Origin of the sequence: Amycolatopsis bullii, assembly GCF_014654205.1 — a bacterium.
In the GTDB taxonomy this organism is placed as follows: domain Bacteria; phylum Actinomycetota; class Actinomycetes; order Mycobacteriales; family Pseudonocardiaceae; genus Amycolatopsis; species Amycolatopsis plumensis.
This window is the reverse complement of record NZ_BNAW01000019.1, coordinates 1-11,581: the sequence shown is the minus strand read 5'-3', so window position 1 is coordinate 11,581 and position 11,581 is coordinate 1. Positions and strand designations below refer to the sequence as shown.

At 71.8% G+C, this 11,581-nt stretch carries 10 protein-coding genes; 5 read left to right on the top strand and 5 right to left on the bottom strand.

Annotated features, from left to right (window positions below):
• Nucleotide 1 precedes the first annotated feature (1 nt).
• Together IE317_RS21690 and IE317_RS21685 are read right to left on the bottom strand one after the other, a co-directional pair.
• Nucleotides 2–1,615 carry a carboxyl transferase domain-containing protein gene (locus IE317_RS21690; protein WP_191312847.1) on the bottom strand — a complete coding sequence of 538 codons (1,614 nt, stop codon included), beginning with the start codon at nucleotides 1,613–1,615 and terminating at the stop codon, nucleotides 2–4.
• Between the two features lie 126 nt (nucleotides 1,616–1,741).
• On the bottom strand, nucleotides 1,742–2,512 hold the full coding sequence (locus IE317_RS21685) for an SGNH/GDSL hydrolase family protein (protein ID WP_191312845.1): 771 nt from the start codon (nucleotides 2,510–2,512) through the stop codon (nucleotides 1,742–1,744).
• A gap of 281 nt (nucleotides 2,513–2,793) precedes the next feature.
• Between IE317_RS21685 and IE317_RS21680 the strand changes: the two genes are divergently transcribed.
• From IE317_RS21680 to IE317_RS21670, 3 genes are all read left to right on the top strand, one after another.
• Nucleotides 2,794–4,392 carry a cellulase family glycosylhydrolase gene (locus IE317_RS21680; protein ID WP_191312843.1) on the top strand — a complete coding sequence of 533 codons (1,599 nt, stop codon included), beginning with the start codon at nucleotides 2,794–2,796 and terminating at the stop codon, nucleotides 4,390–4,392.
• 94 nt (nucleotides 4,393–4,486) lie between these two features.
• Complete coding sequence (locus IE317_RS21675) at nucleotides 4,487–5,077, top strand: SACE_7040 family transcriptional regulator (protein WP_191312841.1); 591 nt, start codon at nucleotides 4,487–4,489, stop codon at nucleotides 5,075–5,077.
• 46 nt (nucleotides 5,078–5,123) lie between these two features.
• On the top strand, nucleotides 5,124–5,630 hold the full coding sequence (locus IE317_RS21670) for a hypothetical protein (RefSeq protein WP_013229665.1): 507 nt from the start codon (nucleotides 5,124–5,126) through the stop codon (nucleotides 5,628–5,630).
• Nucleotides 5,631–5,635: 5 nt separating this feature from the next.
• Here the strand turns inward: IE317_RS21670 and metX are convergent, their stop codons facing one another.
• Both metX and IE317_RS21660 read right to left on the bottom strand, forming a co-directional pair.
• Nucleotides 5,636–6,745 (bottom strand): homoserine O-acetyltransferase MetX, encoded by a 1,110-nt coding sequence (metX, locus tag IE317_RS21665; RefSeq protein ID WP_191312840.1) that lies wholly within the window; start codon nucleotides 6,743–6,745, stop codon nucleotides 5,636–5,638.
• Nucleotides 6,742–8,046 carry a bifunctional o-acetylhomoserine/o-acetylserine sulfhydrylase gene (locus tag IE317_RS21660; RefSeq protein WP_191312838.1) on the bottom strand — a complete coding sequence of 435 codons (1,305 nt, stop codon included), beginning with the start codon at nucleotides 8,044–8,046 and terminating at the stop codon, nucleotides 6,742–6,744. Before IE317_RS21660 ends, metX begins: the two co-directional genes overlap by 4 nt.
• Before the next feature lie 174 nt (nucleotides 8,047–8,220).
• On the opposite strand from IE317_RS21660, the gene rdmE reads away from it, so the two are divergent.
• A complete protein-coding gene (gene rdmE, locus IE317_RS21655; RefSeq protein WP_191312836.1) occupies nucleotides 8,221–9,771 on the top strand; it encodes an aklavinone 12-hydroxylase RdmE in 1,551 nt (516 codons plus the stop codon).
• Nucleotides 9,772–9,779: 8 nt separating this feature from the next.
• Here the strand turns inward: rdmE and IE317_RS21650 are convergent, their stop codons facing one another.
• Nucleotides 9,780–10,400, bottom strand: coding sequence for a class I SAM-dependent methyltransferase (locus tag IE317_RS21650; RefSeq protein WP_191312834.1), 621 nt, complete (start codon nucleotides 10,398–10,400; stop codon nucleotides 9,780–9,782).
• A gap of 50 nt (nucleotides 10,401–10,450) precedes the next feature.
• Between IE317_RS21650 and IE317_RS21645 the strand changes: the two genes are divergently transcribed.
• The coding region (locus tag IE317_RS21645) for a PucR family transcriptional regulator (RefSeq protein WP_191312832.1) at nucleotides 10,451–11,581 on the top strand (1,131 nt) is incomplete at its 3' end.

The window sequence follows — 11,581 nt, the reverse complement described above, 5'->3', positions numbered from 1 at the left end:
CTCACATCCGGAAGACGCCGTAGTTGACCTCGGACAGCGGCGCGTTGGCCGCGGCCGAGAGGGCGAGGCCGAGCACCGTGCGGGTGTCCGCCGGGTCGATGACGCCGTCGTCCCACAGCCGCGCGGTGGAGTAGTACGGGCTGCCCTGCGCCTCGTACTGCTCGCGGATCGGGTCCTTGAACGCCTCTTCGTCCTCAGTGGACCACTCGCCGCCGCGGGCCTCGATCGAGTCGCGGCGGACCGTCGACAGCACCGAGGCCGCCTGCTCGCCGCCCATCACCGAGATCCGCGCGTTCGGCCACATCCACAGGAACCGCGGCGAGTACGCCCGGCCGCACATCGAGTAGTTGCCCGCCCCGAACGAGCCGCCGATCACGACGGTCAGCTTCGGCACCCGCGCGCACGCCACCGCGGTGACCATCTTCGCGCCGTGCTTGGCGATGCCGCCGGCCTCGTACGCGCGCCCGACCATGAAGCCGGTGATGTTCTGCAGGAACAGCAGCGGGATCGAGCGCTTGTCGCACAGCTCGATGAAGTGCGCGCCCTTCATCGCCGACTCGGCGAAGAGCACGCCGTTGTTCGCGATGATGCCGACCGGGTGGCCGTGGATCCGGGCGAAGCCGGTGACCAGCGTCGACCCGTACTCCTTCTTGAACTCGGCGAACCGGCTGCCGTCGACGATCCGCGCGATCACCTCGCGTACGTCGTAGGGCACTCGCGGGTCGGTCGGCACGACGCCGTACAGCTCGGCCGGGTCCACCGCGGGCTCCTCGGTCGGCAGGACGTCCCACGGCCGCGGGGCGCGCGGGCCCAAAGTCGACACGATCGAGCGAACGATCCGCAGCGCGTGGGCGTCGTCGTCGGCCAGGTGGTCGGTGACGCCGGACTGGCGGGCGTGGACGTCGCCGCCGCCGAGCTCCTCGGCCGTCACGACCTCGCCGGTCGCCGCCTTCACCAGCGGCGGGCCGCCGAGGAAGATCGTGCCCTGGTTCCGGACGATCACGGCCTCGTCGCTCATCGCCGGGACGTACGCGCCACCGGCGGTGCAGGAGCCGAGCACGGCGGCGATCTGCGGGATCCCGCGCGCGGACATCGTCGCCTGGTTGTAGAAGATCCGGCCGAAGTGTTCACGATCCGGGAAGACCTCGTCCTGCCGGGGCAGGAACGCGCCGCCGGAGTCCACCAGGTAGACGCACGGCAGGTTGTTGTGCAGCGCGACCTCCTGGGCGCGCAGGTGCTTCTTCACCGTCATCGGGTAGTAGGTGCCGCCCTTGACGGTGGCGTCGTTGGCGACGACCACGCACTCCCGGCCCGAGACGCGCCCGACACCGGTGATGATGCCGGCCGAGGGTGCCTCGTCGTCGTAGAGCCCGTTCGCCGCCAGCGGGGACAGCTCGAGGAACGGCGAACCCGGGTCGAGCAGCGTGTCGACGCGGTCGCGGGGCAGCAGCTTGCCGCGTTCGACGTGCCGGGTGCGGGCCTTCTCCGGGCCGCCCAGCCGGGCGCTCGCCAAGCGTTTGCGGAGGTCTTCCACCAGCTCCGCGTGGGCGGTGGCGTTGCGGGCGTAGGCCTCGCTGTCCGGGGCAGCCGTAGTCCCCAGTGCCGGCGTGTCCATGGGCTCCCTCGAAGTTAGCGGTCGTTAACCTCTGCCTCGATGTTAGCGACCGCTAACGTGGGTGTCCAGTCGCCGGCGTGCGGAAGGGTCACCCCGGCGGACCGGGGTGACCCGCACGGATCCGGCTCAGCCGATCGCCGCCTGCAGCGGGGCGTAGTAGCCGCCCGACTGCCCGGCGACGGTCGGGTGGTAGGACTCGATCACCGGCCAGGTCAGGCTGTGCAGGTAATCGCCGGCCGACGAGCAGATGTTGTGCCCGACGAACGAGGGCCGCACGTCGACGAAGGTCGCGCCCGCCGAGCCGGCCCGGGACTGGATCACCGACGCGAGCGCGTCGGCGCCCGAGTTGATCGCCGTGCGCTTGGTGTCGCTCAACCCGACCCAGCAGGAGCCGGGCACGGTGTAGAACCGCGGGTAGGACAGGACGACGAGCCGGGCGCCCGGCGCCTTGGCCTTGATCGCGTTGTAGGTGTTGGTCAGCAGCGCCGGCAGCGTGTTGTTCACGTACGTCTTGGCGGTGTCGACCCGGTTCACGCAGTCGGAGTCACTGCCCAGGGTGCAGGTGGTGATCACGTCGCTGAACCCGGCGTCGTTCCCGCCGACGGTCACCGTGACGAGCGTGGCCGACGCGGGGATCGAGTTCGCCTGGCTGATCACGTCCCCGGTCTTCGCCCCCGAGCAGGCGAGGAACGTGAACGAGGTGCCGCTGTGGGCGTTGGCCCACAGCTGCGGGTAGGCCTTGGAGCTGCGGTAACAGCTCCCGGAACTGCCGTAGCTGCCGGCCCCGACCCCGGAGGAGTAGGAGTCGCCGAGCGCGGCGTAGACGGTCCCGGCGGCGTGGGCGAGGCCCGTGACGCCGAGAGTGGCAAGGACGACGGCCCCCAGGGCCGTGCTCAACCGTAGGAGGGATCGCCGGAAATTACGGGTGGGAACAGCCATGGGTCACTCCTTTGTGACAGGGCCGACCCAAATAGGACAGCAGGTGGAAGGCTGGCAAGGAACCCCTCGTTACCGGTAGGTACCCACTCGGCCCACACCGGAAGTGTGAAACGTCGGCGACCGGTCGGCCGCCGTTTCCCGCGGCGCAGGATTCGCCCTCCGCCCTTGACACGGTGACCGCGATCGCTAACCTCGTCTGGGAGCGCTCCCAGAACGACGTTTCGCTCAAAGGAGAGCAGATGACGCAGCTGAGAAAGGCGTTCGGCCTGCTGGCCGCGGCCGTGGTGACCGCGAGCAGCCTGGTCGCCTTCGGCGCGACCGGCCAGGTCGCGGCGGCGGCCGGCGGTACGGGCACCGGGTACCTGCACACCAGCGGCAACAAGATCCTGGACAGCACGGGGGCGACGGTCCGGCTGACCGGCATCAACTGGTTCGGGATGGAGACCGACAACAAGACCTTCCACGGCCTGTGGTCCAGCCGCACCTGGCGCCAGCAGCTCGACCAGATGGCGCAGCTGGGCTACAACACCTTGCGCGTGCCGTTCTCCGACGACGCGCTGAAACCCGGCGCCACGGCCACCGGGATCAACGACTACACCAACCCCGACCTGGTCGGGCTTTCCCCGCTGCAGATCCTCGACAAGGTGATCGGCTACGCGGGGCAGAAGGGGATGCGCGTCATCCTCGACCGGCACCGGCCGACCAGCGCGGGGCAGACCGCGCTCTGGTACACCGCCGGCGTCCCGGAAAGCACCTGGATCAACGATTGGAAGACGCTCGCCCAGCACTACGCGGGCAACACCACGGTCATCGGCGCCGACCTGCACAACGAGCCGCACGCCGAGGGCACCAACCCGGCCGCGACCGGCGCGTGCTGGGGCTGCGGCGACACCGCCCGCGACTGGCGGCTCGCCGCCGAACGCGCCGGGAACGCGATCCTCGGCGTGCAGCCGAACTGGCTGATCTTCGTCGAGGGCGTCAGCTGCCCCAGCGGCGGGCTGTCGAACGTGTGGGACGGCGACCCGTCCAACGACGAGGACTGCGGCTGGTGGGGCGGGAACCTGTCGAAGGCGGGCGAGTTCCCGGTCCGCCTGTCCGTGCCCGGCCGGCTGGTGTACTCCCCGCACGAGTACGCCACCTCGGTCTACAACCAGCCCTGGTTCAGCGCCCCCGACTACCCGGCGAACCTGACCGCGATCTGGGACCACTACTGGGGTTACCTGTACAAGCAGAACATCGCGCCGCTGATGATGGGCGAGTTCGGCACCACGCTGGCGAACCCGGTCGACAAGGTGTGGCTGGAAAAGCTGATGGCCTACACGGGGACGGGTGTCAACGGCATCTCGTTCACCTACTGGTCGTGGAACCCCAACTCCGGGGACACCGGCGGCATCCTCAACGACGACTGGACCACGGTCAACCAGGCGAAGCAGAGCATCCTCCAGCCGTACCTCATCCCGCCCGCCGGTGGCGGCCCCGACCCGACGTCGACCACCCCGACGACCACGACGAGCGGCGGCGGCACCGGCGGGTGCACGACGGCGTGGAAACTGGACAATTCCTGGCAGGGCGGCTTCCAGGGCACGCTGACCGTCACCAACATCGCGGCGAGCGCCGCCAATCCGTGGACGGTCGTGTTCACCCTGCCCGCCGGGGCCACCATCGCCAGCGGCTGGAACGGCACCTTCACCCAGTCGGGGACCACGGTGACCGTGAGCGCGCCGACCTACAGCCCGTCCCTGGGCGCGGGAGCGGCGGTGTCGCTCGGCTTCACCGCCAACGGCCCGTCGGGCGCACCTTCGGCCGTCAAGCTGGGCGCGGCGGCCTGCACCGCGTGACCGGTCCCTGGCTGCGGTGCCCTCGGCGCACCGCAGCCAGGGCCGGGGCGCAGTGACGTTAGCGCTCGCTAACCTGCCGCTCTAAACTGACCGGATGCCGGCCAACCCCACCCCTCTCGTGAACGGCGAGAAGGCGAGCAGGCGCGAACAGATCCTGTCCGCGGCCGCCGAGCTGTTCGCCCACCACGGCTTCCACGGTGTCGGCATCGACGACATCGGCGCCGCGGTCGGCATCTCCGGGCCGGGGCTCTACCGGCACTTCCGCAGCAAGGACGCGATCCTCGGCGAGATGCTGAACTCGATCAGCCGCTACCTGCTCGACGGCGGCACGGCGCGGGCCGCCCGGCCGGGCGAGCCCGACGACACGCTGACCGGCCTGGTGCGCTTCCACGTCGATTTCGCGCTCGCGCACCCGGCGTTGATCACCGTTCAAGAGCGCAACCTCGCCAACCTCACCGACGCCGACCGCAAGCAGGTGCGCGCGCTCCAGCGCCAGTACGTCGAGGTGTGGGTGCGGGTGATCCGCGAAGCCGTGCCGGACCTGGGAGAACGGCAGGCCCGGTCGGCGGCACACGCCGTGTTCGGACTGATCAACTCGACCCCGTACAACCGCCATCTCGGTGACGACGAGCTCGCCGAACTGCTCTGCCGGCTCGCGCTGGGTGCCCTTCGCGCGGCCGGATGACCCTTGGCGGATCAAGGTATCCCCACGAGCGCCGTGGTGGTGTTTGATGGGGCACGTGGACCCCGATTGGAGCGAGCAGGAGCGGCGGCTCGTCGAGAAGGCTCAGCGCGCGTTGACCGCGCTGAGCCTCGGCGACGACGCCGAAGCGCTGGGCGAGGTCGCCCCGTCGGCCGCCGAGCCGCAGGCCCGCGCGGACGAGACGAAGGCCCTCATGCTGCTGCTCTTCGGCGAGTGCAGCGCGATGGTCTCCACGCTCGGCGACGGCGGCAGCGCACCGGTGAAGGTCCAGGTGTTCGACGAGGACGGCGAAGAGGTCTCGATCGACCAAGCCGACCCGCCGGTGCGGACCGCGGTCCGGACGCTGCTCGCGGAGGTCCACGGCAACACCGAAGCCGCGCAGGAGCAGGTCGAGATCGCCCTCGCCAACGCGGCCCCGGACGAGGTCGACAGCCTCGTCCTGCAGGCGCTGCGCTGGACCATCCGGCTGTCGGTGGAGTGCCTGGACCGCGACCTCCCGGTGGCCCCCTGGATCTCCGAGGCCGTCTCCGACTAGGGGCCCTATCCCAGCAGGTGCTTCACCAGGGCCGCGATCTGGCCGGTTTCGATGAGGAACGAGTCGTGCCCGTACGGCGACGTCACCACCGACGGCTCCGGCGCGCCCGGGATGCCCGCCGCGATCTCCGCCGACTGGTACAGCGGGTAGAGCCGGTCGCTGTCGACGCCGGCGACCACCGCCCGCGCCGTCACCCGGCCCAGCGCGGCCGCCACGCCGCCGCGGCCGCGGCCGATGTCGTGGGTGTTCATCGACTCCGTCAGCACCAGGTAGCTGTTGGCGTCGAAGCGGCGGGCCAGCTTGGCCGCGTGGTGGTCCAAATAGGACTCGACGGCGAACCGGCCGCCGCGCAGGGGATCTTCGCCGTCCTGCGGCGAACGGCCGAACCGCTCGGCCAGCTCCGGTTCGCTGCGGTAGGTGACGTGCGCGATCCGCCGGGCGATGCCGAGCCCGCGAACCGGCCCGTCCACGGCCGAGTAGTAGTCGCCGCCGTGGAAGAACGGGTCGCTGCGGATCGCGTGCAGCTGCGGTGCGGCCCAGGCGATCTGCTCCGCCGACGCCCGCGCGGTCGACGCCAGGACCAGCACCGACGCCACCCGTCCGGGTAGCGTCACCGCCCACTCCAGCGCGCGCATCCCGCCCATCGACCCGCCGATGACGGCCGCCCAGCGCGCCACCCCCAGCGCGTCCGCCAGCACCGCCTCGGCCGCCACCTGGTCCCGGACCGTCACCACCGGGAACCGGCTGCCCCACGGCCGCCCATCGGGTGAAAGCGACGACGGCCCGGTCGAGCCCTGGCAGCCGCCCAGCACGTTCGGGACCACGACGAAGAACTCGTTCGTGTCCACCGCCTTGCCCGGCCCGATCAGCCCGTCCCACCAGCCCGCGCTCGGGTGCCCCGGTCCGGCGGGCCCGGCCGCGTGGCTGTCCCCCGTCAGCGCGTGCTCGACGAGGATCGCGTTGGACGCGTCGGAGTTCAGCGTCCCCCACGTCTCGTAGGCGAGCGTGAACGAAGGCAGCACGCCACCGGCCTCGAGCGCGAGCGCGCCCGGGCCGGTGACGAACTTCCGGCGGCCCGGCGGGTCACCGACCCGCCAGGCGCCGGTCACCGTCACAGTTCCGCCTTGGCCGCCCGGAATCCGGCCTCGAGGTCGGCCTTGAGGTCCTCGATCCCCTCCAGCCCGACGGCCAGCCGGACCAGCCCGGGCGTGACGCCGCTGGAGAGCTGCTCCGCCGGGGTCAGCTGGCTGTGCGTGGTCGACGCCGGGTGCACGATCAGGCTGCGGACGTCGCCGATGTTCACCAGCTGGCTGTGCAGCTCGGTGCCGTCGACGAACTTCCGGCCCGCCTCCACGCCGCCACGCAGGTCGAACGACAGGACCGCGCCCGCGCCGCGCGGCAGGTACTTCTGCGCGTTGGCGTGGTGCGGGCTCGACGGCAGGCCGGCGTAGTAGACCTTCTCGACCTCGTCGCGCTGCTCCAGCCACTCGGCCAGCGCCTGCGCGTTCGAGACGTGCCGCTCGAGGCGCAGGGACAGCGTCTCGATGCCCTGCAGGATGAGGAAGCTGTTCAGCGGCGAGATCGCCGCGCCGGTGTCACGCAGGATCTGGACGCGCGCCTTCGCCGCGTACGCGCCCGGGCCGAGCGCCTCCCAGTACTTGAGGCCGTGGTAGCTGGGGTCCGGCTCGTTGAAGCCCGGGAACTTGTCCGGGTTCCGGCCGAAGTCGAACGTGCCGCCGTCGACGAGCACGCCGGCCACCGTGGTCCCGTGGCCGCCGAGGTACTTCGTCGCGGAGTGCACGACGACGTCGGCGCCGTGCTCGATCGGGCGCAGCAGGTACGGCGTCGGCACGGTGTTGTCGACGACGAGCGGGACGCCGGCCTCGTGCGCGACGTCGGCGACGCCGCGGATGTCGAGGACGTTGCTGCCCGGGTTGGCCAGCGTCTCGGCGAAGAACAGCTTCGTGTTCGGCCGGACGGCGGCGCGCCACTGCTCCAGGTCGTCCTGGTCCTCGATGAACGTGACCTCGACGCCGAGCTTCGGCAGCGTGTAGTGGAAGAGGTTGTAGGTGCCGCCGTAGAGCGACGGGCTGGAGACGAAGTGGTCGCCCGCGCCCGCGAGGTTCAGGATCGCCGCCGTGGTCGCGGCCGAGCCGGACGCGAACGCCAGCGCCGCAACCCCGCCTTCGAGCGCCGCGAGCCGCTGCTCCAGCACGTCCTGGGTGGGGTTCATGATCCGCGTGTAGATGTTGCCGGGCTCGGCGAGGCTGAACAGGTCGGCGCCGTGCTGGCTGTCCCGGAAGACGTACGACGTCGTCTGGTAGATCGGCGTCGCCCGTGCCCCGGTGGCCGGGTCCGGCGCGGCGCCCGCGTGGATCTGCTTGGTCTCGAAGGACCACGCCGAAGTCTCGGTCATCGGTTTTTCTCCTTGCGGCTCAAGGGGTTCGCGGAAGGGCTGCCGGGACGAAGCTACTTGGGCCGAACGGCCTACCCAACCCGTCCCACGTCCTGGGAGCCAACTTGCCTTGCCAATCAAGTCTCTCTGACTCTAAGATATCTGCAAGGGAGATTCACAGACAGGGAGATAGTTGTGACGGAGCGGGTGCAGGTCCTGGTCGTGGGGGCCGGGCTGGGCGGACTGTCGGCGTCGCTGTTCCTGGCGCAGGCCGGGGTGGACGTGCTGGCCGTCGAGCGGCACGCGGGGACGTCGGTCCACTCGCGCGCCGCCGGGCAGAGCTGGCGGACCATGGAGTTGTTCCATTGGGCGGGAATCGACCGCGAAGTGCTCGCGGCGAGCCCGCGGGCGTCGCAGGGGCTGCGGATCACCGTCGCGACCAGCCTGGCCGGCCGGGTGCTGCACCGGCTCGTCCAGGACGGCAGCGAGTTCGACGTCTCGGCGTCGACGACCCTGCCCGCGGGCATGGCCGGCCAGGACGTCGTGGAGCCGATCCTGCTGGCGCACGCGGAAAAGGCGGGCGCGCGGGTGCGGTTCCGGACCGAGCTGACCGGCCTGGAACCGGACGACGACGGCGTCACCGCGACGCTGCGCCACCGGGATTCCGGCGAGGAAACCGTGGTGCGCGCGGACTACGTCGTGGCCGCCGACGGCGGGCGCAGCGGGATCCGGCAGCGGCTGGGCATCGGGACCACCGGGATGGACGCGCTGAGCCACTGCCTCGGCGTGGTGTTCGACGCGGACCTCGGCGACCGCGTCCAGTCAGGAGTGTCCGACCTGTTCTACCTGCAGCACCCGGGCTTCACCGCCGGGTTCGTCAACACCGACGTGCCGAACCGGTACGTCTTCGCGCCGGACTACTTCCCCGAGCGTGGCGAAAGTCCGGCCGACTTCACCCACGACCGGCTGGTCGCGATGATCCGCGCCGCCACCGACCTGCCGGACTTGGAGCCGGAGATCGTCTGGACCGGCTCGTGGGAGGTCGCCGCGCGGCTCGCCGACCGGTTCCGCGCCGGGCGCGTGTTCCTGGTCGGCGACGCGGCGAAGGTGACCCCGCCGACCGGCGGGATGGGCGGCAACACGGCGGTCGGCGACGCCGCGGACATCGCGTGGAAGCTCGCCGCGGTGCTGCGCGGCGAAGCGGGCCCGGCGCTGCTCGACACCTACGAAGCCGAGCGGCGGCCGATCGCGCGGATGGTCATCGACACGTCGCTGCACAACATGAAGCAGCGCATGCACCCCGACCTCGACGTCTCCGGGCTGACGAAGGCCGAGGACCAGCTGGCGATCACGCTCGGCTTCCGCTACCGCTCGACGGCGGTGCTCGCGGAGGAGCCGGACGACGGCGAGCGCGTCGAGGACGTCCAGGCGCCGACCGGACGGCCCGGCTTCCGGGCGCCGGGACTGGAGTCCACTGTGGACCTGCTCGGGCATTCGTGGGTGCTGCTGTGCGCGGGCGACGGTACGCGGTGGCAGCCCGCCGCGGCGGACATCGCGGCGGAGCTGCACGTCCGCCTCGACTGCCACGTGGTCGAGGACGACGTTTTCGCGGCACGCTACGGGCTTTCGGAAGGCGGCGCTTCGCTGGTGCGTCCCGACGGGATCGTCGCGTGGCGGTCCCGGGAGCCGGCCGAGGACCCGGCCGGCGAGCTGTGGCGGGTGCTGACGGCGGTGTTGTCCCGCTGAGGCGCCGCTCAGCGCCTGCCGAGCACCCAGTGGAAGGTCGCCGGGCCCTCCGGCTCCTGCATCGTCACGGTTTCGTCCACGTCGAGGGTGAACCCGGCCGCTTCGAGCAGCCGCCGGTTCTCCGCCGGGGAATGGCTGCTGAAGAACATCGGCGCGCCCAGCCACGAGGTCTCGACACCGTTCGCTTCGCTGCACCCGAGCGCGGCCAGGAACCACCCGCCGGGACGCAGCCATGCCGCGATCCCCGCGAAGAGCGCGCCCTGCTCTTCGCGCGGCACGTGCAGCACCGAGTAAAACGCCGTCACGGCCGCGAAACTGCCGTCCGGAAAGGACAGTCCGGTCATGTCGCCCCGCCGGAACCGCGCGCCGGGGACGTTCCGCCGCGCCAGTGCCAGTTGTGCCTCGGAGAGGTCGACGCCGAGGACGTCGTGCCGTTCGGCGAGCGCCGCGGTGCTCGGCACCCCGGCGCCGCAGCCGAGGTCGAGTACCGGGGCGCCGTCGTCGAGACGGCCGGTCAGCTCCGCGGCGAACCGCCGCCGCGGATCGTCCGGGATCCGCGCGCTCCACTCGAGGTACCGCTGGGCGATCCTGTCGTAACCGCTTTCCACGACCTGCCGGGCGTCACTCACCGCACCGACCCTACCGAGCCGTCCACGGGTTTCTCGGCGAGAATGCTCGGGTGGTTTCGGTGCGCAGCGTGGTCGACCGGGTGGGGCCGACGCTGCTGCACGCGCTCCAAGTGCCCGAAGACTCGCCCGCGGTCGCCGACGTCGTCATCGCCGAACCCGGCGGCGCCCTCACCCTGTCCGCGGGCGACCTGGTGCTCGGGGTCGCCACGACCGGCCCCGAGGATGCCGCCGAACTGGTGAAGCAGAGCGCCGCGCAGGGCGCCGCCGCCGTGCTGCTCAAGCCGCCGCTGGCCGCGAAACCGGCGGTGAAGCGGGCCGCGAAGGCCAGCGGGATCGCGCTGATCCAGGTGCACGCGGCGACGTCGTGGGCGCAGCTGGTCTGGCTGCTGCGGACCGTCCTCGACGCCCTCGCCGACGAGTCCGAGGACCTCGACCCCGGTTCCGGCGACCTGTTCCGGCTGGCCGACGCCGTCGCGAGCGTCGTCGACGCGCCGGTGACCATCGAGGACACCAACTCGCGCGTGCTCGCCTACTCCGCGCGCCAGGACCTGACCGACCCCGCGCGCGTCGCCACGATCATGGGCCGGCGCATCCCCGACGACGTGCTCGCGCGGTTCCGGTCGCGCGGGGTGTTCCGCGAGCTGTCCCGCGGCCGGCAGACGATCTTCGTCCCGGCCCAGCGCGACGGCACGCTGCCGCGGCTGATCGTGCCGATCCGGATGGGCGGCGAGCTGCTCGGGTCGATGTGGGCGGTGGTCGCCGGGCCGGTCTCCGACGAGCGCGCGGCCGCCTTCGCCGACGCCGCCCCGGTCGTCGCGCTGCACCTGCTGCGGCGCCGCGCGCACACCGACGCGCAGCGCCGGGCGTCGGCCGAGCTGCTGCGCGCGGTGCTCGAAGGCAACGCGAACCCGCGCAAGGCGATGGCGGAGCTGGACCTGTCCGACGAGCCGCACCGCGTGGTCGTCATCGAGGTCACCGGCGGTGACGGGCGGGACGCCGAAGGGCTGCGGCTCGCCCTGCTCGAGCGGATCTCGCAGGGCATCGGCAGCCGCCCGGTGGCGACCGAGCTCGGCGGGCTGCTCTACGCCGTGGTGCCGGACCGGCCCGGGCCGGGCGGCTGGGCCGAGCTGCGGCAGGCACTGGCCGCGCAACCGGCGTCCCGGCGCGGCGGGGCCAGATCG